19 protein-coding genes are annotated in these 26,940 nt (G+C 65.4%); 5 read left to right on the top strand and 14 right to left on the bottom strand.

Features of this window, described 5'->3' with window-relative positions:
* Positions 1 to 2 precede the first annotated feature (2 nt).
* Positions 3 to 2,537, bottom strand: a complete 2,535-nt coding sequence (gyrB, locus tag EAH84_RS05345; RefSeq protein ID WP_140869274.1) for a DNA topoisomerase (ATP-hydrolyzing) subunit B — start codon at positions 2,535 to 2,537, stop codon at positions 3 to 5.
* Positions 2,538 to 2,703: 166 nt separating this feature from the next.
* Between gyrB and EAH84_RS05340 the strand changes: the two genes are divergently transcribed.
* On the top strand, positions 2,704 to 3,435 hold the full coding sequence (locus EAH84_RS05340) for a TlpA family protein disulfide reductase (RefSeq protein WP_140868853.1): 732 nt from the start codon (positions 2,704 to 2,706) through the stop codon (positions 3,433 to 3,435).
* Positions 3,436 to 3,454: 19 nt separating this feature from the next.
* Here the strand turns inward: EAH84_RS05340 and recF are convergent, their stop codons facing one another.
* The 4 genes from recF to EAH84_RS05320 form a co-directional block, all read right to left on the bottom strand.
* Positions 3,455 to 4,534: a DNA replication/repair protein RecF gene (recF, locus tag EAH84_RS05335; RefSeq protein WP_140868850.1), complete on the bottom strand. Its 1,080-nt coding sequence runs from the start codon at positions 4,532 to 4,534 to the stop codon at positions 3,455 to 3,457.
* A gap of 40 nt (positions 4,535 to 4,574) precedes the next feature.
* Positions 4,575 to 5,393 carry a Coq4 family protein gene (locus tag EAH84_RS05330; RefSeq protein ID WP_140868846.1) on the bottom strand — a complete coding sequence of 273 codons (819 nt, stop codon included), beginning with the start codon at positions 5,391 to 5,393 and terminating at the stop codon, positions 4,575 to 4,577.
* 487 nt (positions 5,394 to 5,880) lie between these two features.
* Complete coding sequence (gene dnaN, locus EAH84_RS05325) at positions 5,881 to 6,996, bottom strand: DNA polymerase III subunit beta (protein WP_140868842.1); 1,116 nt, start codon at positions 6,994 to 6,996, stop codon at positions 5,881 to 5,883.
* 138 nt (positions 6,997 to 7,134) lie between these two features.
* On the bottom strand, positions 7,135 to 7,803 hold the full coding sequence (locus EAH84_RS05320; protein WP_140868840.1) for an outer membrane protein: 669 nt from the start codon (positions 7,801 to 7,803) through the stop codon (positions 7,135 to 7,137).
* 136 nt (positions 7,804 to 7,939) lie between these two features.
* On the opposite strand from EAH84_RS05320, the gene EAH84_RS05315 reads away from it, so the two are divergent.
* Entirely contained in the window at positions 7,940 to 8,620 is a 681-nt protein-coding gene (locus tag EAH84_RS05315) for a histidine phosphatase family protein (protein WP_140868837.1), read from the top strand.
* Between the two features lie 10 nt (positions 8,621 to 8,630).
* Positions 8,631 to 9,110 (top strand): invasion associated locus B family protein, encoded by a 480-nt coding sequence (locus EAH84_RS05310; protein ID WP_140868834.1) that lies wholly within the window; start codon positions 8,631 to 8,633, stop codon positions 9,108 to 9,110.
* A gap of 155 nt (positions 9,111 to 9,265) precedes the next feature.
* Here EAH84_RS05310 and EAH84_RS05305 read toward each other — a convergent pair whose 3' ends face one another.
* Positions 9,266 to 9,667 carry a GFA family protein gene (locus tag EAH84_RS05305; RefSeq protein ID WP_140868831.1) on the bottom strand — a complete coding sequence of 134 codons (402 nt, stop codon included), beginning with the start codon at positions 9,665 to 9,667 and terminating at the stop codon, positions 9,266 to 9,268.
* Between the two features lie 60 nt (positions 9,668 to 9,727).
* On the opposite strand from EAH84_RS05305, the gene rlmN reads away from it, so the two are divergent.
* Positions 9,728 to 10,969 carry a 23S rRNA (adenine(2503)-C(2))-methyltransferase RlmN gene (gene rlmN, locus EAH84_RS05300; RefSeq protein ID WP_140868829.1) on the top strand — a complete coding sequence of 414 codons (1,242 nt, stop codon included), beginning with the start codon at positions 9,728 to 9,730 and terminating at the stop codon, positions 10,967 to 10,969.
* Between the two features lie 33 nt (positions 10,970 to 11,002).
* Here the strand turns inward: rlmN and EAH84_RS05295 are convergent, their stop codons facing one another.
* The 4 genes from EAH84_RS05295 to EAH84_RS05280 form a co-directional block, all read right to left on the bottom strand.
* Positions 11,003 to 12,907 carry a CocE/NonD family hydrolase gene (locus tag EAH84_RS05295; RefSeq protein WP_140868827.1) on the bottom strand — a complete coding sequence of 635 codons (1,905 nt, stop codon included), beginning with the start codon at positions 12,905 to 12,907 and terminating at the stop codon, positions 11,003 to 11,005.
* A 79-nt stretch (positions 12,908 to 12,986) separates the two neighbouring features.
* On the bottom strand, positions 12,987 to 13,286 hold the full coding sequence (locus EAH84_RS05290) for a hypothetical protein (RefSeq protein WP_140868825.1): 300 nt from the start codon (positions 13,284 to 13,286) through the stop codon (positions 12,987 to 12,989).
* A gap of 25 nt (positions 13,287 to 13,311) precedes the next feature.
* Positions 13,312 to 16,188, bottom strand: a complete 2,877-nt coding sequence (locus EAH84_RS05285; protein ID WP_140868823.1) for a M16 family metallopeptidase — start codon at positions 16,186 to 16,188, stop codon at positions 13,312 to 13,314.
* 65 nt (positions 16,189 to 16,253) lie between these two features.
* Positions 16,254 to 18,380 (bottom strand): penicillin acylase family protein, encoded by a 2,127-nt coding sequence (locus EAH84_RS05280; RefSeq protein WP_194150358.1) that lies wholly within the window; start codon positions 18,378 to 18,380, stop codon positions 16,254 to 16,256.
* 170 nt (positions 18,381 to 18,550) lie between these two features.
* Here EAH84_RS05280 and clpB point away from each other — a divergent pair, with 170 nt between their 5' ends.
* Complete coding sequence (clpB, locus tag EAH84_RS05275; protein ID WP_140868821.1) at positions 18,551 to 21,130, top strand: ATP-dependent chaperone ClpB; 2,580 nt, start codon at positions 18,551 to 18,553, stop codon at positions 21,128 to 21,130.
* On the opposite strand, the gene EAH84_RS05270 is transcribed toward clpB, so the two are convergent.
* The 4 genes from EAH84_RS05270 to EAH84_RS05255 form a co-directional block, all read right to left on the bottom strand.
* A complete protein-coding gene (locus EAH84_RS05270; RefSeq protein WP_140868819.1) occupies positions 21,127 to 22,515 on the bottom strand; it encodes a tetratricopeptide repeat-containing sulfotransferase family protein in 1,389 nt (462 codons plus the stop codon). The genes clpB and EAH84_RS05270 overlap by 4 nt on opposite strands.
* A 111-nt stretch (positions 22,516 to 22,626) precedes the next feature.
* Complete coding sequence (locus tag EAH84_RS05265; RefSeq protein ID WP_140868817.1) at positions 22,627 to 25,635, bottom strand: TonB-dependent receptor; 3,009 nt, start codon at positions 25,633 to 25,635, stop codon at positions 22,627 to 22,629.
* Positions 25,636 to 25,880: 245 nt separating this feature from the next.
* Positions 25,881 to 26,723: a M23 family metallopeptidase gene (locus EAH84_RS05260; RefSeq protein WP_425326440.1), complete on the bottom strand. Its 843-nt coding sequence runs from the start codon at positions 26,721 to 26,723 to the stop codon at positions 25,881 to 25,883.
* Positions 26,720 to 26,920: a DUF2093 domain-containing protein gene (locus EAH84_RS05255; protein WP_140868815.1), complete on the bottom strand. Its 201-nt coding sequence runs from the start codon at positions 26,918 to 26,920 to the stop codon at positions 26,720 to 26,722. The genes EAH84_RS05260 and EAH84_RS05255 overlap by 4 nt, the downstream gene beginning before the upstream one ends.
* Between the last annotated feature and the right edge of the window lie 20 nt (positions 26,921 to 26,940).

The following is a 26,940-nucleotide window of genomic DNA, read 5'->3' as shown; positions in this document are numbered from 1 at the left end:
GATCAGACGTCGAGATTGGCGACGTTGAGCGCATTGTCCTGAATGAATTCACGGCGCGGCTCGACCACTTCGCCCATCAACTGCGTGAAGATCATGTCCGCCGCCGAGCTATCCTCGGTGGTGACGCGGAGCATCGTTCGGTTCGACGGATCGAGCGTGGTTTCCCACAATTGCTCGGCGTTCATCTCGCCCAGCCCCTTGTAACGCTGGATCGATAGCCCCTTGCGCCCCGCGATCAGCACCGCCTCGAGCAACTGGCTCGGGCGCGACACGATCGTCTCGCCCCGCGCCGCAGTCACCGGCTCGGCACCGCCCTCATCGTCGCCGTCTTCGTCGCTTGGCACCACCTCCGCTTCCGCGGCGGCAGCCGCCGCCTTGGCAAGGACGAGCTTGCCGGGCTTGGCATAGGTCTCGGCCTGTTCCGCCGACAGCGTGTGGAGCTTGCGCGCCTCCGCCGAGGCGAGAAACGAGGCCTCGACGATGTGGTGATCGGTCACCCCGCGCCACAACCGCTCGAAATGGATGCCGCCTTCTTCGGTCAGCGTCGCGGTCCAGCGCGAATCCTGGTCGCCCGCATCGAGCTGGCCGACGACGCGCGCCAGCCGCTCGGCGCGCGCGGTACGATCGATCGCGGGGTCGAGCACGCCGCCCAGCGCCATCGCCTCGATGATCCCGTAATCGTAGCGCCGCGGGACATAGCGCGCGAGGCTGCGCATCCGCCTTGCGTGATCGACCAGATGCCTGAGATCGGCACCGGTCCGCGGTCCCCCCGCGGTCTCGAAGATCAGCGCGCCGACCCCGGCCTCGACGAGATACTCGTCCATCGCGGCGTCGTCCTTGAGGTACACTTCGGAGCGCCCCTTGGTCGCCTTGTAGAGCGGCGGCTGCGCGATGAAGAGGTGCCCGCGCTCGATCAGCTCGGGCATCTGGCGATAGAAGAAGGTGAGCAGCAGCGTGCGGATATGCGCGCCGTCGACATCGGCGTCGGTCATGATCACGATCTTGTGGTAGCGAAGCTTGTCGGCGTTGAAATCGTCGCGGCCGATCCCCGTCCCCATCGCCTGGATCAGCGTCCCGATCTCGCGGCTCGCGATCATCCGGTCGAACCGCGCGCGCTCGGTGTTGAGGATCTTGCCCCGGAGCGGCAGGATCGCCTGAAAATGCCGGTCGCGGCCCTGTTTCGCCGAACCGCCCGCCGAATCGCCCTCGACCAGGAACAGCTCGCTCTTGGCGGGATCGCGCTCCTGGCAATCGGCGAGCTTACCGGGCAGCGAAGCGATATCCATCACGCCCTTGCGCCGGGTCAGTTCGCGCGCGCGCTTGGCGGCCTCGCGCGCCGCGGCGGCATCGATAATCTTGCCGACGATCGACTTGCCGTGCGCGGGATTTTCCTCGAGCCATTCGGCCAGCTTGTCCGCCATCAGGCTTTCGAGCGGCTGGCGCACCTCAGAGCTGACCAGTTTGTCTTTGGTCTGCGACGAGAACTTGGGATCGGGCAGCTTGACCGACACGATCGCCGTGAGCCCCTCGCGCATGTCGTCGCCGGTCAGCGTCACCTTCTCCTTCTTCAACATCCCCGATTTCTCGGCGTAGTTGTTGAGCGTCCGCGTCAGCGCCGCGCGGAACGCCGCCAGATGCGTGCCGCCGTCGCGCTGGGGGATGTTGTTGGTGAAGGCGAGGACGTTCTCGTAATAACTGTCGTTCCACTCCAGCGCGACGTCGATCGTCACCTCGTCGCGCGCGCCGTGGATCGCGATCGGGTCTGGCATCAGCGGAGTCTTGGCGCGATCGAGATACTTCACGAACGCCGCGATCCCGCCTTCGTAATAGAGCTCGACAGTCTTGGTTTCCTCATGCCGCGCATCGCTGAGGAACAGCCGCACGCCAGAATTCAGGAAGGCGAGTTCGCGATAGCGGTGCTCGAGCTTGTCGAAGTCGAAATCGGTGATCTTGAACGTCGCGGGGCTCGGGAAGAAAGTGACCCGCGTGCCCTTCTGCCCCGGCGCGGCGGGGCCGACGATCTTGAGCGGCGCGACCGCGTCGCCGAACGCGAAGCGCATGTAATGCTCCTCGCCGTCGCGCCAGATCGTCAGGTCGAGCCATTCGCTGAGCGCGTTGACCACCGACACGCCGACGCCGTGAAGTCCCCCTGAGACCTTATAAGCGTTGTCGTCCGACGTGTTCTCGAACTTACCGCCCGCGTGGAGCTGGGTCATGATGACCTCGGCGGCGGATACGCCCTCCTCGGTGTGGATGCCGGTCGGAATGCCGCGACCGTTGTCGGTCACCGACACCGATCCGTCGGCGTTCAACACGATGTCGATCCGGTCGCAATGCCCCGCCAGCGCCTCGTCGATCGCATTGTCCGAGACCTCGAACACCATATGGTGAAGGCCCGAACCATCGTCGGTGTCGCCGATGTACATGCCGGGACGTTTGCGCACCGCGTCGAGGCCCTTGAGGACCTTGATCGAATCGGCACCGTAATCGCCCTGATTGGGCAGGTTGGGATTGTTGCTTTCGGGGGTGATTTCCATGCCGAGCATATAGGGTTTCGCACCCCGGAACGAAAGCGAAATGGCGTGGGCGAATCGGTTGCCCGCACGGGTTCGCGCGCGGACGAATCGCCAGTGAACATATGCGTTCATCAACTATTCACGACGGCGATCGAATTCTTTTCCTGATCTACAAAGGGAGGAATACATGCTTGATCGTCGGTCAATACTGATCGGGGCGGGCGTTGCCGGTGTGCAGCTTGCTTTCGGACGGCACGCAGCCGTCGCTGCCACGGCAACACCCGCTTCTCCTTTCGCCGGAACTGCGGTGGAAGCAAATCCGCTCGCAAAATTATTCCAATCCATCGACCGGCCGCTCCCAGCGATCGCCTTGCGCACCGCCGCGGGCAAGACCGATTTGTCGCGGCTGCGCGGCAAAACCCGGCTCGTGACATTATGGGCCGAATGGTGCGTACCCTGCCTGATCGAGGCGCGCGACCTCGCCGATCTGCAAAGGACCTATGGTGGCGAGACGTTCGACATTGTCAGCGTGCTGACGGCCAGTGCGCAAAAGCTGGACTACGCCGGCGCGCTGGCCCGACTCGACAAGGCGGGCGCTGGTGGCCTTCCGCTCTTGATCGAAGCGAATGGGGGCAAGCGCGTAGCGGAGGCATTTTCACCCGGGCCCGGGCGAATGGGATTACCCTGCACCTTGTTGGTCGATGCCAACGGCAGGGTGCGCGCACGCGCGTTGGGCGCGCCGATAATGTCGTCGTTGCCGATGGGGAGCGTGCGCCGCGGGCCAGACGGCAAACCGCTGCCAATGAGGTTGACCGAGGCGGAAAAACAACAACTCTCCGACGGCTCGCAGCGCTCGCTCTGGAGCAGTGCCGATGGCAAGACCCTCATCGCAGCGCTGAGCAATGGGGTGTTGCGATAGCGACCGTTGGTGATCGGCGTTACGACGTGGCGGCGCCGACCGCCGGGATCGGCAGCGTGTAGTGCGTCGCCGCGCCGACATCGGCGAACAGCGCCGCCTCGGTCCCGGTCATCCACACCTGTCCGCGCCCCGCGAGCCGGTCGAACAGCGCCGCGCGCCGCGCTGGATCGAGGTGCGCCGCGACCTCGTCGAGCAACAGGATCGGCGCGGCATCGGTCCGCTCGGCAACTAGATCGGCATGCGCGAGCACGATTCCGAGCAGCAGCGCCTTTTGCTCGCCGGTCGAGGCCAGCGCCGCGGGCTGGCCCTTGCCGAGGTGCGTCACCGCGAGGTCGACACGGTGCGGCCCCGCCAGCGCACGCCCCGCCGCCGCATCGCGCGCGCGCGCCTGGCGCAAGGTCGAACGCAACTCGCCCGGCTCGCCGCGCCAGCCTTCGAGCGCCAGCCCCGCGCGCGCGAACGCGCCGTCGGGTTGCGCCTCGAGGCGTTCGCGCAGCAGCGCCACCGTCTCGCGCCGCGCCGCATCGATCGCCGCGCCATGCTCCACCATCTGCGTCTCGAGCGCGTCGAGCCACTCCGCATCGAGCGCGCCGCCCTCGCCCAGCAACCGGTTACGCGCGCGCATCGCCGCCTCGTATCGCGCGCTGTGCCGCGCGTGCGATGGCGCCAGCGCCAGCGACAACCGGTCGAGAAACCGCCGCCGTTCGCCCGCGGGCTCGACGAACAACCGGTCCATCGCGGGGGTCAGCCACAACACCGTCAGCCATTCGGCCAGCGTATTCGCGGTCGCGCCCGCACCTTGGATGCGGACGATGCGTCGATCGGGTGCTGACGCGAGCGTCCCCGTCGCGATCTCGACCCCGCCGCCCGCCGGATCGATCGTCGCAGCGACCCCGAACCCGCCCGGCCCGCGCTGCCGCGCCATGTCGGCCAGGCTCGCGCGCCGGAGCCCGCGGCCCGGCGCGAGCAGCGAGATCGCCTCGAGCACATTGGTCTTGCCCGCACCATTCTCCCCCGTCAGCAAGACGAACCCCGCGCAGGGGGTCAACGCCAGCGCGGGGTGATTGCGGAAATCGGTGAGGACGAGGCGCGCGATCATCGCGCCCGCTCTAGCGGCTTCTACCGCGCGGCGTCAGCCGTCACGCGGCGATGCGTTCGCCATCGATCGGCGGCGTCGCTGCGGGGGCGACGCCAGCCTCCTCGCGACGTTGGCTCATATAGGACGCCATCTTCGGCCCGAGCACGGCCTGCGCATGCTTATACGCGACCGGTTCTTGGATATTGAGCCGCGCACGCGCCGCCTCGAGCGGTTCGTCGAGCAGCGTCAGGTAATCCTCGCCCGACACCCACTTCGCCTTCTTGCCGTGGCGATAGCCTTCCCAGACCGCCTTCGCGAACAGGCGGCTGCCCGTCGCCTTGATGCTCTTCAATGCCGCAGCGGTGCCGATGAACGCCCAGCCGAGCCCCCCGACCTGCGCGTAGCTGAACGCGACCAGCGCCGCCTCCCCCATGCTCTCGTCGGCCTTGTAGCCCGTCAGCACGTGCCAAAGGTCGTGGCTATCGCGCACGCGCCGCCCGAACCAGGCATAAGGATGCTGGATCTCGTTCGAATCGGGTTCGAGCTTGCTGACCTCGACCAGCCCGTCGGCGGAATAGCCCGTCGTCGCCAGCCAGTCGCGATATGCCGCGCCCACCGTTCCCGGCGCGAACCCTGCGACGAACGCGGGATCGGACAGCCGTTGCGCCAGTTCGACTCGCTCGTACGCGATCCGCCCGCCCTCGTGTGCGCCGAGCAGCTTGGCATAGTTCATCGGCGCGTTGCCGACGTTCAGCGCCCGCATGATCCGGAACACCTGCGTCGTGTCGTCGCCATTGGCGAGCAGCTTGCGGATCGCCGCGAACGCGGTCTTCCAGTCGCGACGCCCGGTGGTGCCGGGATAGGGGGGAAGTTTGGCCATGGGCTAATTCCTTACTGACAAGGATGTCAATAGCGCATCAGCAGTGTACCGTCAATAAGTGTGACGCACCATCACGCGGGTTACGCGGAGCTGTCCAACATGGAGCGTCGCACGAAAAATATCGCAGTCAAATATGCCAGCGAACTACCCAATTTCCATGATAGCAAGAGATCGATCCTGTGCATCCAAATATCGATCACCCCCAGAACGAGCATTGCCAAGCCGATTAGGAGAAGGAAAGCAGCTAGCCATATCTGGGCGACCCGGACTGTCGCCCATTTTTCGCACGCCCAAAACGTTAACAGCCCACCAACAGCGCCTTGCAGCCCACCGAGAGCTAAACCCCCGGGACGGGCGTAGTCCAAGCCCTGCCATCGCCAAATAGACGCGAGTACGACGCTAGCTAGACTCCCGACGGACAGCATAACGACGGTTGCGGCGAGCCCAACTGCGAGGTCTCTTGCGCTTGATCGATTGGGGACGGCACTCACACCCGCATCGGCATCAGCACATATAGCGCAGGCGCCTTGTCGTTCTCGCGGATCAGCGTCGGCGCGGCGGCGTCGGCGAGATGGACCTCAACGGTGTCGCCGTCGATCTGCGCCAGGATATCGAGCAGATAGCGGCTGTTGAACCCGATTTCGAACCCTGTCGCGCTATACTCACCCGACACCTCTTCCGCCGCGGTGCCGTTTTCGGGGCTCGTCACCGACAGCGTGATCTTGTCGCGGTCGAGCGCCATCTTCACCGCGCGGGTCTTCTCGGTCGCGATCGTCGAGACCCGGTCGACCCCCTCCATGAAGCTCTTCGGATCGATCTTGAGGATCTTGTCGTTGCCGGTCGGGATGACCCGCGAATAATCGGGAAAGGTGCCGTCGATCAGCTTCGAGGTCAGGATCGCGCTGCCGAGATCGAAGCGGATCTTGGTCGGTGACAGCGACACGCCGACCGACCCGTCGACCTCGTCGAGCAGCTTCCTCAATTCCGCGATGCATTTGCGCGGCACGATGACGTCGGGCATCGTTTCCGCGCCATCGGGGCGCGGCATCGTGACGCGCGCGAGGCGGTGGCCGTCGGTCGCCGCCGCCTTCAGCACCGGCTGGCTGCCCTCTTCGGCGACGTGGAGGAAGATGCCGTTGAGGTAATAGCGCGTCTCTTCGGTCGAGATCGCGAACCGGGTCTTGTCGATGATCTGCTTCAGCGTTTCGGCGGGCAGTTCGAACTGGGTCGGCAGCTCGCCTTCCGCGATCACCGGGAAATCGTCGCGCGGCAACGTGCCCAGGCTGAACCGTGCGCGCCCCGCGACGATGGCCATCCGCCCTTCGGCCGCGGTCAGCGACACCTGCGCGCCCTCGGGCAGCTTCCGCGCGATATCGAACAGCGTGTGCGCGCTGACCGTCGTCGAGCCCGGCGTATCGACCGCCGCGGCGACGCTTTCGTTGATCTGCAGGTCGAGGTCGGTCGCCATCATCCGGAGCGCGCCCTCCGCGGTCGCCTCGATCAGCACGTTCGACAGGATCGGAATCGTGTTGCGACGCTCCACCACCGACTGGACATGGCTCAGCCCCTTCAGGAGCGTCGCGCGTTCGATGGTGGCCTTCATGCTTATTCCCCTGGCCCGCCTCACGAATCCTCGCCGGGGCAACTCGACGGGTTTTCTAGCCAAGAAGAAGGGGCCGCGGCAAGCGCCCGGCCCCTCCTCCCGGCGCATCAAGCGCCAGTTTTCAGTGGAAAACCCGCATCAGAAGCGGAATCCGACCCCCGCGACCACCTGGTGACGATCGGTATCGACCCCAAAATTGTTGGTGTTGGTGCCATTGGGATATTCCAGCCGTGCCTCGCTGTAGTTCGAATAGCGGTATTCGATCTTCGCATAGGTGCGCGGCGACAGCGCCTTTTCGACCCCCGCGCCGACGCGGAAGCCATCGAGGTTGAAGCTCTGCCCGGTCGTCGTCACGGTATCGTTGCGGGTCAGGTCGAGCCGCGCATTGGTATAGCCGACCTTGCCGTACACCATCGTCGTCGGGGTCACGATATAGCCGAGACGCCCACCGAGATACAGGTCGCGCCCCGCCTTCACGCGGCCATAGCCGAACTGGTTGGGATCGCGCGGGTCGTTGTCGACCTTGCCGGTCGATCCGGTGATCTCGCCTTCGGCGCCGACGACGACATTGCCGAACGCGATGTCGTAGCCTAAGTCGCCGCCGTACAGCAGGCCGTCGGCCGACTGGCGGTCGCCACGGATGTTCGAATCGGCGGAACTACCCGGACGCAGCCCGTCATAGCCCAGGATCACGCCCGCGCGTGGCCCGGTAAAGGTCGATTCGGCGGTCTGGGCGACCGCGGGGGCGGCGAACATCGTACCGACCGCGAGTGCGGTGGTGGCGAGGGCGATGGAAACATGACGCATAACATTACTCCGTTGATCCTGCCCCAACCGGGGGCGGGTTCGTCGAATGAACGACCCCCACGATCGGTTGCATGAACCTCAGATAAACGCGGAAATCCGTTGCTTTTGCGCCACAGGGGGTTGAAACGACCGGGCCATGGACCAAGCCACTTCACTGCCCTTCAGGCGCAAAGGGCGTGACTTTCCCACGGCCCGTAAGGGCCGCGACTTTATCGCGCGCCACGGCGAGACCGTCTTCAACGCCGCACGCCGTCTCCAGGGCGATCACCCGCACACTCCGCTGACCCGCGCGGGGTTCGCGCAGGCGGACGAGATGGGCGCGGCGTTGCACGGCCTGCTCGGCGCATCCCCGCCGCTGACGCTGTGGTCGTCGTCGGCAGGACGCGCGCTCCAGACGCTCGCGGTGATCGCCGAACGGCTCGACCTCGACTGGCATGCCGCGCGCACCGACGACCGGCTCGTCGAGATCGGGATGGGCGCGTGGGGCGGGCGCTATTACGCCGATGTGGTGGGAGAGATCGGCCCGATCGTCACCCCCGACGGGCTGCTCCAGCCCGCGCCCGATGGCGAGGATTATCACGCGATCGCACGCCGCCTGACGGGCTGGCTCGCCGACACCGCCAACCAGGAGGGCGACCGGCTGATCGTGATGCACGGCATTTCGAGCCGCGTGCTGCGCGGGATGCTGACCGGCGCCGCGCCGCACCCCGACTTCGGCGTCCCCATCCTTCCCGGCCTGCCACAGGGGTCGGTGGTGATGATCGAACACGGCGTCGAGACCGTGGCGTATCGTGGCACCGGTCATGCGCCCGCGTGAAGCCCCCGGCATGAAACCCGCCTTTTTCGTGCTGCTGCTGCTCGGCCTCGCGACCGCGTCCAGCGCGCGCGACACGATCGGCGTCTATCGCCGCTGGGGCGCGTTTCGCGACGCCGCGCCGCCGCGTTGCTTCGCGATCGCGCAGCCGATCGCCGCGGGCGGGCACAGTGGCGGCTTTGCGAGCGTCGCCACCTGGCCGGGCAAGGGTCTGCGCAATTCGCTCAGCATCCGCCTTAGCCGCACGCGAGACCGGTCGGCGGGCGTCACGCTCACCGTCGGCGAACGCCGCTTCGACCTCGTCGCGAACAGCCGCGACGCCTTCGCCCCCGATCTCGCCAGCGACCGCGCGCTCGTCGCCGCGCTCCGCTCCGGCCGCAGCATGAGCATCGAGGGGGTCGCCGACGGCGGCCACCCCTTCGCCGACGTCTATTCACTATCGGGCGCCGCCACCGCAATCGACGCCGCCGCGCTGGCGTGCCGGGGCCAGTGACGGCCTCGCGCGCGATGACCGTACCCAAACCCGTTCGTGCTGAGCTTGTCGAAGCACGGTAAGACTCACCGCCCTTCGACCCGGCCCCATGAAAGTAATACTTTCATGGGAACCCGGTAGGCTCAAGGCGAACGGTTCGATCAATGTCGTCCGTTCTAAGCGGGGATATAATTCCCCTCGAACTTTTTCAGATCATCGGCGATCTCATACCAGTCTGGCTTCGAGGCGACGTTGAGATGCGCGGTCGGGCGCATTCCCGGATCGTCGTCGAGCAGCGACGCCGCGACGACGTACGTCGCGCCCGCGTACAATTCGCCGAGCGCCGATCCGCACGTCCCGCAGAAGGCACGCCGATGCGTCCATGGCTCTTGCGGCTCAAGGCGACGGATATGATCCTCGCCCCGCACGATCCGAAGGTCGTCAACCGCCCCGATCAGCACCGCCGCGAACACCCCCTCCGCCTTGCGGCAGCGGCTGCAATGACAATAGCTCAGCGAGCGCGGTGTCCCCGCGATCTCGATGGCGACCGCGCCGCACAGACAGCTTCCCCTGATCATACCATCCTCCACTCTTACTATCGGAACATATCACGAACACCGCGAGCGGGAAGCTCGAAGATGGAAAATCGTGCCCGGATCGCCTATGTGCCGCCGATGCAGACCGCCGCGGCCCTGATGCCCATCCCCGGGCATATCGATCCCGTGCCCGTCCCCCGTGCCTTCGTGCCGCGCAGCGATGGGCGGATCGACCTGCTCGGGCTATCGAAGCTCGATCTCAGGATGGCGCTCGAAACCTCGCAGCTCGACGCGAAACAGGCCAAGCTGCGCGCGAAACAGCTGTTCCACTGGATCTACAACCGCGGCGTCACCGATTTTTCGTTGATGACGGACATCAGCAAGACGATGCAACCGTGGCTCGACCAGCGCTTCGTCATCAGCCGCCCCGCGGTGATCGAGCAGCAGGTGTCGACCGACGGCACGCGCAAATGGCTGCTCCGGTCCGACGACGCGCAGGATTACGAGATGGTCTTCATCCCCGACGCTGATCGGGGCACCTTATGCGTGTCGAGCCAGGTTGGTTGCACGCTCAACTGCCGCTTCTGCCATACCGGCACGATGCGGCTGGTCCGCAACCTGACCCCCGCCGAGATCGTCGGCCAGGTGATGCTGGCGCGCGATGCGCTCGGCGAATGGCCGTCGACCCCCGAAGGCCGGATGCTCACCAACATCGTGATGATGGGGATGGGCGAGCCGCTCTACAATTTCGACAATGTCCGCGACGCGCTCAAACTCGTCATGGACGGCGACGGCCTCGCGCTCAGCAAGCGCCGGATCACGCTCAGTACGTCGGGCGTCGTCCCGATGATGGCGCGCGCGGGCGCGGAGATCGGGGTCAACCTTGCGGTGTCGCTCCACGCGGTGACCAAGGAGGTCCGCGACGAGATCGTGCCCTTGAACCGCAAATACGGGATCGAGGAACTGCTCCAGGCATGCGCCGACTATCCCGGCGCGAACAACGCGCGGCGGATCACGTTCGAATATGTCATGCTGCGCGACAAGAACGACAGCGATGCCGAAGCGCACGAGCTCGTCCGGTTGATCAAACACTATCAGTTGCCCGCCAAGGTCAACCTGATCCCGTTCAATCCGTGGCCCGGCGCGCCCTACGACACCTCGACCCCGGAACGGGTGCGCGCATTTTCGAACATCATCTTCGCAGCGGGCATATCCGCCCCGATCCGCACCCCCCGCGGGCGCGACATCGACGCGGCGTGCGGCCAGCTCAAGACCGCGAGCGAGAAGATGTCGCGTGCCGACCTCGATCGGCAGGCGGAAGAAAAGCTGTCCGCGCTAGGATGAGATGATCCTCCCCACCAAGGGGAGGATTATCTGCTATTTCACCACCGGCAACGCCACATAGCTCGCATTCGGCCCCGCCACCGTCACCTGCTGGGTCGCCTTCACGTAATCGCCGGGTTTCGCGAACATGATGTTCGGCACGAAGCGCTGCGGGTTGCGGTCGTAGAGCGGGAACCAGCTCGACTGGACCTGCACCATGATCCGGTGCCCCGGCAGGAACACATGGTTGGTTGTCGGCAGCGCCCATTGATAGGCCAGCGGCTGGCCAGCAGCGATCGGCTTCGCCTCGCTCAAACTCTCGCGATACCGCCCGCGGAAAATGTCCATGGCGACCGCCAATTGATACCCGCCCATTTTGCGGTCGCTCGGCACCTGATCGGGATAGACGTCGATCAGCTTGACCACCCAATCGCTATCGGTCCCGCTCGTCGACGCGGTCAGATGAACCGTCGGTTGCCCCGCGATCGTAATCGGCGCGGTCAGCACGGGGCCGGTAAAGGTCAGCACGTCGGGGCGGGTCGACACCGCGCGCTGATCATCGGCGAGCCAGGTCGGCCACGGGTTGTTGTCATAGCCCTGCGGCGCGTTGGGCCGCTGTTCGTAGAGCACCGGATGCGCGGGATCGCTGACATAATCCGCGGTCGCCGCGCCGCTCGCCGCGGTGAAGCCGAGCGCCCCGCCGGGCTGAAGATACAGCGGCGTCGTCGCGGGCGCGGCGGGCCACGCCTGCAGCCGCTGCCATTCGTCGGTGCCGCTCTCGAACGCGGTCACCGGCGCGACATCCATCGGCTGGTCCTTGAGATAGTGCGCGAGGAACGGCGCAAGCACGTGGCCGCGCCACCATTTGGCGGTATCGCTGCCCCAGTCGATCGCGCCGAGATGCGATCCGTCGGCGATCTCCTGGCCATGATGCCACGGCCCCATCGACAGATAGACCATGTCGTTGTTGGCATCCTTGGGCTCGAGCGCGCGATAGACCGCGGTCGCGCCGTAGATATCCTCCTGATCCCACAGCGAATGGACCAGCATCACCGGAACCGTGAGCGGTTCCTTGGCGAGCAGCGTGTCCATCGCCTGATTCTGCCAGAAATCGTCATACGCCGGGTGCGCGGCGACCTTGTTCCAGAATCCGATCTGGTCGAGCCCCTGCTGCTTCGCCAGCGCCCCCGCCGATCCCGCGCGCAGATAGAGGTCGTACTGGTCCTCGACGCTCGCCACCCATGGCACGCTGACATCGCGGCTCGCGATCTGTTCCCAGATATAGCTGAGTCCGAACTGGCGGAACGCGCCATTGTGGAACCAGTCGTCGCCACGCCACCCGTCGACCATCGGGTTCATCGGCACCGCGACCTTCAGCGCGGGGTGCGGGTGGATCAGCGGGGTCAGCGCCTCGTAGCCGTCGTATGAGATGCCGATCACGCCGACGCGCCCGTTCGATTGCTTCACGTTCTTCACCAGCCAGTCGATCGTGTCGTAGGCGTCGGTCGAATCGTCGGTCTTGGTCGGATTGTACTTGGTCCCCGCGGGCGAAGGGTTCATCATGTAGATACCCTGCGACCCGTACATCCCGCGCACGTCCTGGATGACGCGGATATAGCCGCCGTCGACGATCACGTCGGTCGCGTTGTCATAGCCGTAGAGCGCGGTGCCGAGATCGCCCGAATTGCTATTCCGCGACAGTTTCTCGGCATTGTACGGCGTTCGCGTCAGCAGCATTGCGGCGTCGATCGCACCGCTCGGCGTCAGGATCACGGTGTGGAGCTTCACCCCGTCGCGCATCGGGATATCGACGATGCGCCGCGTGTAATTCATCCCCGCGGTCGGGATCTGGAGCGTGGCGGGCCGCTCGTCGTAGCGCGATTGCGCCAGCGCAGGCCCAACGATCGCAGGGCTAGCGAGCGCGAGCACCGCGCAGGCGGAGAACAATGTACGGATCATCGGTTTATCCCCCAACGAAAACGGCCCGCCGCTCCGGGTAAGAGCGACGGGCCGTCAGATCATGTCATCGGATCGCGGCTCAGCCGACCCGCGTGCCGTTCAGCGGAAAGCTGCCGAACGCGCCCGCGCCGACCGTCCCGGTCATCGTGTCGCCATCGGCGGTCGCCTTGCAATCGAGCGTCATCGGCATCGGCACCGTCATCTGCTGCTTCCAGCTGATCGTCTCGCCGTCGGCGTCACCGCCCAGATCGCTCGATCCCATCGCGCCCGAGACGGTGCCCGACCATTTGTCGCCCGCGGTCTTCACCGTCAGCGTCATCTTCTGGTCGCCCAAGGGCGATTTGACCACGCAATCCCAGGTGCCGTCGACGTCCGCCATCACATTCTCTCCAGTGGCTTGAAAATCACTTGCCGCCCATCACCGCGGCGGCGGGCAACACCTCGACCGGCAGCCCCAGCGTGTCAAGCTGCGGCTTGATCTTGGCACTGTCGCCGATCACGACCCAGGTGATCTTGGCCGGATCGATCGCCGATTTCGCCGCCGCGTCGAGTTCGCTCGTGGTCAGCGCGCGCAGCCGACCGGGCAGCTTGGTGTAATAATCGTCGGGGCGGCCATAGACGTCGTTGCTCTCCATCGCGGACAGCACCGCCGACCCCGATTCGAAGCGCCCGGGCAGCTCGTTGATCGATCCCGAGATCGTTCGCGTGAGTTCGGCAGGCGTCACGCCTTTATCGCCGATGAAGCTCGCGATCTGGCCACGCAGCGCCGCGATCGACGGCCCGGTCTGGTCGGCCTGCACCGGCGCGTAGATCATGTACGGCACGGTATGCTGCACCGTGAAGAGCAGCCCCTGGACGCCATAGGACCAATGTTTGGTTTCGCGCAGGTCCATATTAAGCCGTGACAGGAAGCTACCGCCGAGCACGTCGTTCGCCTGGTCGAGCGGGACCAGATCGTCGGTCCCCTTTTCAGGCGTCAGCACGCCTGCGAAAATCAGCGATTGCGGCGTGTTGGGCCGGTCGATGACGACGATTCGACCCTTGGATTCGGGCAGCGTGCCCGAAAAATCCTTGGTCGGTGCGGTGCCGCTCGCGCGCCAGTCGCCGAAGCTCTTTTCGAGCAGCGGCATCAGCGTCTTGAGAGCGGTATCGCCGACGACGAAGATCTTGGCCTTGTCGGGGCGCAGCCAGTCGTTCTGGAACGCCTTGATGTCGCCCTGCGTCACCGACGCGACCGCGGCGGGATTGCCGGTGCCGGTGAACGGCACGCCATAGGGGCTCTTCGCGCCGTACAGGATCGGCGGCAGCACGCGCAGCGCCAGCGGCACCGGCTGCTTGGTCTCCGCCGCGATGCTCGCGAGCTGCTGCCCGCGCACCCGCTCGATATCCGCGGGGCGGAACGCGGCGTCGCGGACGATTCCCGCCATCAGGTCGAGTGAGGCGGCAAGGTTCGGGGTGAGCGCCGACAGCTCGACCTTGGTCCGGTCCATCGTCGCGCTAGCGCTGATGTTCGCGCCGAGGTTCTCCTCGGCCTGCGCGATCTGTTCCGAGTTGTAGCGATCGGTGCCCTGTTTGAGCAGCTTGAGCATCAGCGCCTGGGTGCCGAGCTTGCTCTTGGGATCGGCGGCATTTCCCGCGTCGAAATCGATCGCGACGTTGACGACGGGCACCGCCGCGCGACGCGCGAATGCGACCTCGATGCCGTTCGCCAGCTTGGCGTGCTCGATCGTCGGGAACTGCAGGTCGGCGGTCATCGTCGGCGTCGGAATCGCGCCCCGCGCGACGGGTGCCGGACCTTCGGCCCCCGGCGCGGCCTTCATCGGCGCACTCGCCGCCTGGTTGCCCGCAGTCACGCTGGCGGCTTCCTGATACGCGCCGCGCTCGCCGGGTTCGAGCGTGTAGGCGAGCACCGGGCGCGACAGCCATTTCGCCGCCGCCGCCTTGACCTGCGCCGGAGTCAGTGCCGCCTCGGCCGCGAGCTGCTTTTTCGCGAAGCCGGGATCATCGGCATAGACCGCGCCGGTCGCCAGCGCGACCGCCTTGCCGCCGAACCCGCCGACCTCCTCAAGCCCGCGGATCGTCTGCGCGATGTCGCTGGTCTTGGCACGCCGCAATTCCGCCTCGGTCGGCCCGGTCCGGATGAAGTCGGCGACCGCAGCGTCGATCGCCGCGCCGACCGCCTTGGGGTCCTGCCCCGGGGTCACCACCGCGCTGACGACGAATCGACCGACGCGCTCGAACGACTGCGCCCCCGCCGAGACGCTGACCGCCATCTTGCTACCGCGCACCAGCGACGTTTCGAGTCGGCTGCTGTCGAGCCCGCCGATGATGCTCGCCGCCACGTCGAGCGCGGGGGCGTCCTTGTCGAGCATGCCCGGAATCGCCCAGGTCCGCGTTACCGTGGTGTTCGCGACCTGGTCCTTGAACGTCAGGTCGATGCGCTGCTTCAGCGTCGGTACCGCCGCCAGCGTCGGCTCGTTCTTCGGCCCCATCGGGATGTCGCCGAAATATTTCTCGACCAGCGGGCGCGCCGCGGCGACGTCGATGTCGCCCGCCAGCACCAGCACCGCGTTGTTCGGCCCGTAATGCTGGCGAAACCAGCCCTTTACGTCGGCCAGGCTCGCGGTGTCGAGGTCGGCCATCGAGCCAATCGTCGAATGCTGGTACGGATGCCCGTCGGGGAACAGCGTTTCGAGCACCTTGTAGTTGACCAGGCCGCCGGGCTGGTTGTCGTTGCCGCGCTTCTCGTTCTGGACGACGCCGCGCTGGATATCGAGCTTCGATTGCGTCACCGCGCCGAGCAGATGCCCCATCCGGTCGCTTTCGAGAAACAGCGCGGTATCGAGCGCGCCGCGCGGTACCGTCTCGAAATAATTGGTCCGGTCGAAATAGGTCGTGCCGTTCAGCCCGGTCGCGCCGATCGCCTGCATCGGCTGGAACCAGCTCTGGTCACTGTTCTCGGAGCCGCCGAACATCAGATGTTCGAACAGATGCGCGAATCCGGTACGGCCCTTGGGCTCGTCCTTCGACCCGATATGATACCACACCGACACCGCGACGACGGGAGCCTTGCGATCGGTGTGGACGACGACGCGCAGCCCGTTTTTCAGCGTGAACTGCTGATAGGGAATGTCGATGTCGCGGACGAGCGCCGCGACCGGCGCACCCTGCGGCAGCGTGGCAGCGGTCGTCGTGCCAGCCGCGTTCTTGGCCGTCTGCGCCGCGAGCGGCGCGGTCAGCGCCAGCAAAGCAACACTGGCGAGCGCGATCGTCTTCGTCATGAACATCCCCGTTTTTTATACTGTACTATCGGACTATAGCAGCGGAATCCGAACCGGCAACCGGGTCAGGGTCGATAAACCCGCTCGACATGTTGCTTCAGATCAGCAGGATAGAACCATACCGGCTTCAATTGATGCTTGACGAACAACGGCGCCTGATCGGCATAATGCGGCGAATCCGGCCGCGTCGTCGCCGCGCCATATGGCTGGATCGAGCGTGACGACACACGCCCCTGCCGGTCCCACGCCATGAACATGATGAAGCTGTCGCCATGCTTCACCACCAGCCGCCCGTCGGGGGCCTCGTCCCACAACGACGCCGCGCGCAGCACCTCTGGCCCGCCGTCCATCGGCAAGTCGACTTTCCCGTGGCGCAACCGCAATACGGTGCCGAGCGGCACGTCGATCCGCCCGAAATGCTCCTTCAGATACGCCGCCGCCTTGGCGAGTTCGTCATGCGGATCGAGTTCGGGCTGCCGCTGGTAATGCCATTTCTGCCCCGCGCGCATCAGGATCGCGGCCATCGCATCGGCGGGGCCACGCCCGTCGAGGTTCCAGTCCCATTTCGCGAGCACCGCCTTGGCCGCCCGCACCCCGGCATCGCCGCGATCGGGTGCCGCCATGATGTCGCGGAACCAGCGTCCCGCCCACCCGTCGCGCGCAATGCCGGTATCATATTTGATGCCGTACAGGTCGGCGGCGCTGATCGATCGATCCGCGCCCATCAGTTCGAGCGCGCGGGTGCCGCGGTTGGTGGTGTCGGTCTCAACCCCCAGCAACGGTGGCTGCGGCGCGATCTCGCTCCCCGCGCCCGCCGCCTGATACGGCGTGTTGTTGGCGTTGATCAGGAAGCCCGATCGTGGATCGATGTTCTTGGGATACGCCGCATAGGCCACCGTCCCCGGCGCATAATCCGCCGAGGTGTCGCCCGGCAGGACATGCGCGTAATCATAGCCCGGTTTCCGGTTGGGAAAGCTCGCATTGTAGACATAGGCGATCCGCCCGGTCGCGTCGGCGTAGAGGAAGTTCGTCCCCGGCACCCCGCGCAACGCCATCGCCGCGCTCCATTCGCTCCCATTGTGCGCGCGATTGAGCCGGTAATATTGCTCGACCATCCTGAGCTGGTCCGCGCCGCCGTAGCGAATCGCATAGGCGCCGCTGTCGTTGACGATCACCGGCCCCTGGATGCTGCGATAGAGTGTCTTGGGCACCGGCAGGACGAATGGCCCCCATAATTTCACCGGCAACCACACCCGCTGCGTTTCGAGCGTCCGCCACCGCCCGTCGAACCGATAGGCATCGCCCGCCTTGTTGAGCGTCAGCTTGTAGATATCGACCACATCGGGGCGGTCGACGGTGTTGGTCCAACCCAGCGTGCGGTTATGCCCGAGCAACGGATAGGGCGCGCCGGGAAAGGTCGCACCCGCGAAATCCCAGCCCTGACCAGAATGGACCACAAGTTCGTACCATGCCTCGCCCCCCGACCACGGCTGGTGCGAATTCGACACCAGCCGGGTGAACCCGTCCGCCGATCGCTTCGGGGCGACGACGAACGCGTTTGATCCGTTCATAGTCCCCTCGGCGGGCAGCACCGCCGGATCGGGCGCGTCGGGCACCGCCCCCGCGGTCTCGGGCGGCAACGGCTTGTTGCCGACCAGCGCGCCGAGCACGCCATCGAGGCCATAGAAGAACGGCGATCGCACCACGAACCCGGTTGCGACATCGCGCCCGTCGACCGGGAACAGCTTGGCGAGCTTCACTTCCCCCGGATGCCGCCGCGCATAGGCGTTGACGCCGCTCGCATAACCGTCGAGCAGCAGCCGCACGTCGGCGGGCTGCTTCATGTAATCGCGATCGACCGTGGTGCGCGCACCGAGCAGATGCGCGGCGAAATCGATCTTCGCGCCGTCGCCCCCCAGCAACGCCCCCTCGCGCCCACGCACCATCGCGAGCACCTGCTGCAGCGTCCAAAAATCGTCCTCGGCATGCGCGTAGCCGATGCCATAGGCGACGTCGGGATCGGTCTTCCCGAAGATATGCGGCACCCCGAAATCGTCGCGCGCGATGACGCTGTCGTAGCGGTGCGCGGGCGGCGCGGCGACGCGATGCGCGGTCAACGGCTCCCACGTCGCGAGGCCGATCAGGACCACGACGATGACGACAAATACGCCGATTCCGATTTTACGCAGCATCAGCGTCCCCTCCGTCACCCCGGACTTGTTCCGGGGTCTATCGTCCCGCAAACTGCCGTCTATTCGATCGTGCGGCACGATGGATGCCGGAACAAGTCCGGCATGACCGCAAAAGACTTGTGTTGCCGAAATGCAACACTATTTAGCGGGCGCAGAACTAGGGACATCACATGAACCTCGAAAAATTCACCGACCGCGCCAAGGGCTTCCTCCAGTCGGCGCAGACCGTCGCGATCCGGATGAACCACCAGCGGATCGCCCCCGAACATCTGTTGAAGGCGCTGCTCGAGGACGACCAGGGCATGGCCGCGGGGCTCGTCACCGCCGCGGGGGGCGACGCGCGCAAGGCGACCAGCGAGACGGACCTCGCCCTGAGCAAGATCCCCGCGGTCTCGGGCTCGGGCGCGCAGCAGACCCCAGGGCTCGATAATGACGCGGTTCGCGTCCTCGATTCCGCCGAACAGATCGCGGCTAAGGCGGGCGACAGCTACGTGACCGTCGAACGCCTGCTCGTCGCGCTCGCGCTCGGGCTGAACGCCGCCGCAGGCAAGGCCTTGAAGGCAGCGGGCGCGACCCCCGAAAAACTCAACGCCGCGATCAACGACCTGCGCGGCGGCCGCACCGCCGACACCGCCTCGGCCGAGGATCGCTACGACGCGCTCAAGAAATTTGCACGCGACCTCACGCAGGCGGCGCGCGACGGCAAGCTCGACCCCGTGATCGGCCGCGACGAGGAAATCCGCCGCACCATCCAGATTCTCGCGCGCCGCACCAAAAACAACCCCGCGCTGATCGGCGAACCCGGCGTGGGTAAAACCGCAATCGCGGAAGGACTCGCGCTACGCATCGCCAACGGCGACGTGCCCGACACGCTCAAGGGCCGCACACTGATGTCGCTCGACATGGGCGCGCTGATCGCGGGCGCGAAATATCGCGGCGAATTCGAGGAGCGGCTCAAGGGCGTGCTCGACGAGGTGAAGGCCGCCGACGGCGACATCGTCCTGTTCATCGACGAGATGCACCAGCTGATCGGCGCGGGGAAATCCGAAGGCGCGATGGATGCGGGCAACCTCCTCAAGCCCGCGCTCGCCCGCGGCGAACTCCATTGCGTCGGCGCGACGACGCTCGATGAATATCGCAAATATGTCGAGAAAGACCCCGCGCTCCAGCGCCGCTTCCAGCCCGTCTTCGTCGGCGAACCCACCGTCGAGGACACGATCAGCATCCTGCGCGGGCTCAAGGACCGCTACGAACTCCACCACGGCGTCCGCATCACCGATGCCTCGCTCGTCGCCGCGGCAACGCTCAGCAACCGCTACATCACCGACCGCTTCCTCCCGGACAAGGCAATCGACCTGATGGACGAGGCCGCATCGCGCATCCGCATGGAGGTCGAAAGCAAGCCCGAGGAAATCGAGACGCTCGATCGCCGGATCATCCAGTTGAAGATCGAACGCGAGGCGCTGCGCCGCGAAACCGACGCCGCGAGCGTCGACCGGCTCGCCACGCTCGAGGGCGATCTCGCCAACCTCGAACAGCAATCGAGCGAACTCACCACCCGATGGCAGGCGGAAAAGGACAAGATCGGCGCGGAAGCAAAGCTCAAGGAGCAACTCGACGCCGCGCGCATCGAGCTCGACCAGGCGCAGCGCGAGGGCAATCTCGCGCGCGCGGGCGAGCTCAGCTACGGCACCATCCCGCAACTCAGCAAGCAACTCGACGACGCGCAAGGCCAGACCAAGGGCGCGATGCTGCGCGAGGAAGTCACCGCCGACGACATCGCGGGGGTTGTCAGCCGCTGGACCGGAATCCCGGTCGACCGCATGCTCCAGGGCGAACGCGACAAATTGCTGCGGATGGAAGAGGTCATCGGCAAGCGCGTGATCGGCCAGGCCGAGGCGGTCCGCGCGGTCTCCACCGCGGTCCGCCGCGCGCGCGCCGGGCTACAGGACGCCAACCGCCCGCTCGGCAGCTTCCTGTTCCTCGGGCCAACCGGGGTCGGGAAGACCGAACTCACCAAGGCGCTCGCCGAATTCCTGTTCGACGACGGCAACGCGATGGTCCGCATCGACATGAGCGAATTCATGGAAAAGCACGCGGTCGCGCGGCTGATCGGCGCGCCCCCCGGCTATGTCGGGTACGAGGAAGGCGGCGTGCTGACCGAGGCGGTGCGCCGCCGCCCCTATCAGGTCGTGCTGTTCGACGAGGTCGAAAAGGCACATGGCGACGTCTTCAACATCCTGCTTCAGGTGCTCGACGACGGGCGGCTGACCGATGGCCAGGGCCGCACGGTGGATTTCAGCAACACGCTGATCATCCTCACCAGCAACCTCGGCAGCCAGTATCTCGCCAACCTCGACGAAGGCCAGGACGTCGAGAGCGTCGAGCCGCAGGTGATGGAGATCGTCCGCGGCCATTTCCGCCCCGAATTCCTCAACCGCCTCGACGACATCATCCTGTTCCACCGGCTGGGGCAGGCGCACATGGCGCCGATCGTCGACATCCAGGTCGCGCGCGTCGACAAGCTGCTCGCCGATCGCAAGATCACCCTAGCGCTCACCGACGCCGCGCGCGCGTGGCTCGGGCGGGTCGGCTATGATCCGGTCTACGGCGCCCGGCCCTTACGCCGCGCGGTACAACGCTACCTCCAGGACCCGCTCGCCGACCTGATCCTGCGTGGCGACGTGAAGGACGGCAGCACGGTCGATGTCGACGAAAGCGATGGCAAGCTAACGCTCACCGTCGTTTAGCCCTGATAGGCGTCGATAAACGGCCCGAGGTGGTCACGATAGACGTCGCCGCTACCGATCGCCCGTGTCGAAATCGGCTCGCGGACCTGCGCGACGCTTGACGTTCGGATCGTGCGCTGGGTGGCATGCGGTCGCAGCGTCGCGGGATGGGGCGTCAATCCGGCGTGCGCCACGATCGATGGGATCAGCGTTGCCGGTTCTCGAACGAGCGCCTGATAATCGACAACGAGTAACCGATCGCCCAGGCGATCGCGCCAATGGTCGAATAACCGATCTTCGACCCGCATGTGCGCCGCCAGCCGCCGTTGGTCCCAGCTCCAAGGTACACCGACCGCGAAATAGGTACGCAGGCACGACCAGGCGACATCGATCGGCGCACGCCGCACCCAGACGACCCGTCCACGCGGAAAAGCGGCGATCAGCGGGTCCAACACCCGTCCGATGTCCAAGGTTTTGTCGACCACTCGCCCCCGAATGTCGAAGCGTTCGGCGAGCAGGTGGAGATAGGACCGCCGCAATGCCGCTGGGGCGCCGATCTCGTTTCCCAACATAGCAAGGAAATTCAGTTCTCCGCCACCAACGACTGCGGGATGGCTGGCCAGAATTTGTTCGACCAGCGTTGTCCCCGATCGCGGCAGTCCGGTCACGAAAATCGGGCGTTCGACGCCATCGCCCGATGGGCGCGGCGCGGATCGGGCCGCGCGCGAAAGCGCGGCATCCGCCTCGGCGCGGTCGGCACGCCCATCATAAGCGCGAAGCGGCGCCACCATCCGACTCCCTTGGTCGAACGCCGCGAACGCGGCGTCAATGTCGCCGATGTCATCGAGCGCCTTGCCAAGCGCATACAGCGTCGCGGCGCGCGCATCCGCCGGCAGGGAGGTCACCGCCGCTGCGCGACGAAGCCGGTCGAGCATCGGGTCGGCGGGCAAAAAGCGATGGATCGCCGCCAACTCGAGCCACGACTGGCCTGCCGACGCGCCCGCGTCGATCGCGGTTTGAAAATAGTCGCACGCATCGTCGAACGCGCCGCGTTCGGACGCCAGCGCACCGAGAAAATGGTTGAGGTCGGGGTCTGCAGGACGTTTCGCCTGCAATCGACCCGCAACCGCCGCGGCGTCGGCATTGCGCCCGGCACGCGCCAGGATCACCGCTTCACCAAAACCTCGCGCAGTGTCTGCGGGGTTCCGCTCGCAATGACGCCGGGCGGCGCGGATCGCCAACGTCCACTCGCCGTGGTTTGCCAGTATGTCCGCGAACATCCCCCAGCGATCGCCGACGTCACTGCTGCCCTTCAGCATCGCCGCCAGAATGTCGTTGATGCCCACCCGATCGCGCGCGGCGAAAGCCCGCTGAAGATCGTCTAGCAAGCGAACAACGGTCGTCATGCGCGGGAATTACGAATCTTCCCCCGTGGCTTCAACCTCTGCCAGCCGCGCCATCGACAAAAAAAGGGGGTCGGCTTCCCGACCCCCCTGAATTGTTCAGAACCGCAACGATCAGAAGCGGAACTGAAGCTGCGCACGCACATAGCGTGGCGGCTGATAGGTGGTAGGCGCGCCGTAATTGGGATCGATCGGGTAATCCACCGGCGATCCGAGCACGTCCTGCCCACCGGCCTCCTGCACCGTCGAGACCGATTTCGAATTTAGCACGTTGAAGACATCGAACCTAATAACCGCATCGATTGTATCGCTCGGAATCCGGATCGCCGCGGACACGTCCAGGTTGGACTGCCAATCCGATTTCAGCGCGGTGCCACGCCGGACCAGTGCGATCGGATTGGAGTTGCTGAGCTTTCCGCCGGCATACCGGCAGTAATTGCCCGCGACGCCATACAGGCTGGCATAGGGATCAATCTCGGGCGGAATCACACCCAGGCAACCGAACCTGCGCGGCGATACCAGCGTGCCCGATGCGCCCAGCGTCAGCCAGTCGAACAACCGATAGCTGCCGTACAGCTTGAAGTTGTGGCGACGATCGTTGGGGAGATAGCCATAGGCCCCGTTGGTGAAACCCGGCTGATCGAAATCCTGCGTCAGTCCGACGTCGGTCTGGCCGATGTCCGACTTCACGCCGCCTTCGTAATTCCCATAGCCCTTCGCATAGGTATAGGATCCCGACAGGCTCCACGTGCCGTCGAAGTCGCGATCGACCTTGAAGGTCATCGCCTTATAGAAACGCTCGGCACGCGGATAACCCAGTTGCTGCGGCGTGAACGTCGTCTTCGTTTTCCCATCCAGCAGCGTGACCGACAGCGGTTCGCCAGGATTGTTCAACACATATTGCGAAAAGCCAGTGTATAGCGCCGCGCAGCCCAGTTTGTTGGCATTGCAATAGTTAATCGCCGCCTGGTCGATCGCCGAATCTTCGAGCGCCCGGTTCAGCTTGCGATAGGTGCCATAGACACCGAACCGCCAATAGCTACCCGCGCGCACTTCGCCGCCGAGGATATATTCGTCCACCGACTGCGGCTTCAGATTGGTCGCAACCGAATTCAGCGTACTTGCGACCTCGCCGTTGGTCGCGATCCGGCAATTGCTGTTGCTAGTCCGCAGGCAGGGCGAGAAGATATTGATCGGCGCACCCTGTAGCGGCACGTTATTGGCATCGAGCCCGACGAACTTGAAATAATCGGTCACGTCGTAATTGCGTCCGGCCAGGCGGATGTTGGTGTTCGCCCCGATCGGCAGGAAGTAACGCCCGAACGATCCATAAATTTTCGAACGACCCGTACCCAGCGGATCGATCGTGAACCCGAGGCGCGGTCCCCATTGGTCGCCGGATTTGTAGAAGACTTCGTCATTCGCATTGTTGTTGACGAAGCGATCATTGCGAATCCCGAGCTGCAGCGTCAGCCGATTGTCGAGCAGAGTCCAGCTATCCTGCGCGTAAAAGGCTTCGTTGGTGACGTGGAACGACCCACCCGTCTCATATACGCGCCGCGTGTAATAAGTCCCCAGCGACGTCGAGTTGCGGATCGCATAGAATGAACCACCGGTGTAATTCGTCGTGCCCGTCGTCGTCAGGTCCTCATGGTCGTAACCAAACCGGAAATGGTGGGTTCCCAGCAGCTTGACGTACAAGTCGACGTCGCCACGATAGAATTTGCGCTCGTCTTCGTTGGTCGACTGTACCTGCAACTGATTGGCCAGATTGGGGCCCAGCGAGCTGTTCCGGTAGTCCCGGACGCGCGAGATATTCGGCGTGCTCGACAGCGTGTTGTCGCGGTCGTTGCTGCGTCCGTATGCCGCCGACACAGTCAGCCAGTCGGTGAACGATCCGGTGTAGCGCCCAACATAATTGTTGCCGCCGAACTGCCGCAGGTAGCTCGACTGATAATCCCCCAGCCGGTTGGTTGCCGGATCGTAGGCATTGATCGTGTTGTAGGACGTGCTCGTGGTGCGGAAATAGGTGAATTCGAGCCGCTGGCCGTCGGTGATGACGGCATCGACCTTACCCGCAAAGAACGGGCTCTTGTTGGTGCTCGAGATATAGGTCGGCGGCTTGCCGATGTTGATCCCGTCGCCGTTCTGGACATAACGGCTTTCATACAAGCCGTAGAAGAACAGATGGTCCTTGATGACCGGGCCGGACACGTAGAAATCGGCGCGCAGATCCTGGCGGAGATCGTTGTCGTTGTCCTGTGTTAGCGTATTCGGCGACTTATCGGCCAATTCCTTCGGTGCGAAGGTCACGACCGCGCCCGCGTGGAAGGTGTTCGATCCCGATTTCGTCGTCGCGGTCACGACCGCGCCGGTCGCGCGCCCGAACTCGGCTTGATAGCCGCCGTTCTTAATGTCGACGGTGTCATAGAATTCGAACGGCACCGCGTTTGACCCCAGGAAGGTCCGAAAATTGGTGACGTTCAGGCCGTTCACGAAGAACACGTTTTCCGCTACCGACGAACCGGCGACCGACGACAGATTGCCGAACGCGCCGTCGCCGCTGATCGAGCCGGGGGACAGTTTGATGATCGAGGTCAAGTCGCGCGCGACCGGCACGCGATCGGCAAGGTCGGCGACATTGATAGTCGAACCGGTCGTGGTCTGATCGAAATCGGCGACCTTGATACGCCCAGCGGTAACGACGATGTCGCCCCCAGTCGATGCCGATGCCGTCCCGCTCGGGGCCAGCGTGAACTGATTCGCGGCACCCGACTGAGTCAACGCCACGCCGACTTCGGTGTAGGTGTCATAGCCGTCCGCGCTGATCGTGATCGTGTACTGGCCCGCGGGGACCTGTCCGATCCGAAACGCTCCGCTGCGATCGGTCGTCGTGGCGCGGGTGAAGCCCTGCGCATCCGACCGGATTTCCACGGTCGCGCCGGCGACGGGCGTCCCGTTGGTACCCTGGACGCGGCCCGATGCGATAACGTTCTGGAAATCCTGCGCCGCAACGGGCGCGCCGATCCCGATCGCTCCTACGCTGGCGCCCACCAGCGCCAAGGCCTTCAGAGCGGTTCCGGCGCGCAGCTTGCGACGCGCGTTGGTCGAATATGCGATCATAAAAGCGTTTCCCTCGCTTGTCCGGCAACGGCCCGTTGCGACGGTCCCGTGCCAGAGATGACAAGCCCCCCCTTTGTCGAACGCGAAAGCGTACGGAGGACATACCTATAGTGATGCACGGGCTGGGGTGGTGCTGTAAAGTAAGGGGCGGGCGTAAGACGGGATTTCAGACTGCCTGTAACCCAAAAGTCACATGTTTGACTCACCGTTAATCAGGAAACGCATTCGCAAGCCTCTGCGCCCACCTACATCGCCCCCGCGACCAGCAGCGGATCAAGCTTCGCGTCGTGCCACCTCAGACTCCAGTGGAGGTGCGGCCCGGTCGCGCGCCCGGTCCTGCCGACCAGCCCGATCGGCTGGCCCTGGCGGACATGGTCGCCCGGCGTCACGTCGATCCGCGACAGGTGGAGGAACGCGCTGTTGAGCCCCATCCCGTGGTCGAGCATGAGCAGATTGCCCTCCAGCGTGAACGGCGTGCGTGCCGCGAGGATCACCACACCATCCGCTGGCGCAACGACGATCGTGCCGGTAGCGCGCGCGATGTCGATCCCCGAATGGTACGATCCCGCCTCGCCGTTCTGGTAGATGCGCTGCGACCCGAACCGCGTCGAAATCCGCCCGGTGACCGGCCAGACGAAATCCTGCCGCCAGCCCGCGGCATCGGTCGCTTGCGCGCGCGCCGCGACGATCTGCGCGAGTTCGCCGGGGCGGATGCGCTGGAATTCGGCGCTCGGCACCGGGTATTTGGGCAGCGACGATAGCCGCGAGATATTCCAGTCGCGCGGCGCGATCGCCAGCGTCTGGCGCACTACCCGGCCATCGGCCAGCGTCGCGGCGAGCACCGCGGCCTGCCCCGCGTCGCGATCGAACCCCGCGACGAACCGCCCATCCGCGATCCCGACCGGCTCGCCGTCGAGCGTCAGCGATACCGTGCCCCGCGGCGCGTCGCCGCGGATCAGCCCGCCCTGGGTCAGCGTGCCGGTATAGCGGAACGCGCCCGTCGGGGTGGAGACCGCCTGCTGCGCGGCCCCTACCGTCGCAACCCCGGGAATCATCAGCGCGGCGGCGAGCATCCAGCGCATCGTCATACCGGTGCCAGCGCCTCGCTCGCGAGCTGCGCGGTGGCATAGGGCTCCTGCCGCGCGACACTCCAATAGCGCAGGATGTCGAGCGGGATTCGCACCCCGCTGGTCGCACACAGCACGTGGTCGCCCGGCGCGAGCACGCGAAAGCCGTTGGCCATATAGTGAACCCGCGCGGGGCGATCGGAATTGCTGACGAGCATCGGATCTCTCTGGATGGTGG

It is taken from the genome of Sphingomonas oligophenolica, from assembly GCF_006438955.1.
GTDB classification, from domain to species: domain Bacteria; phylum Pseudomonadota; class Alphaproteobacteria; order Sphingomonadales; family Sphingomonadaceae; genus Sphingomonas; species Sphingomonas oligophenolica_A.
The sequence above is the reverse complement of the archived record's forward strand: the minus strand, read 5'-3'. Positions and strand labels throughout refer to the sequence as shown.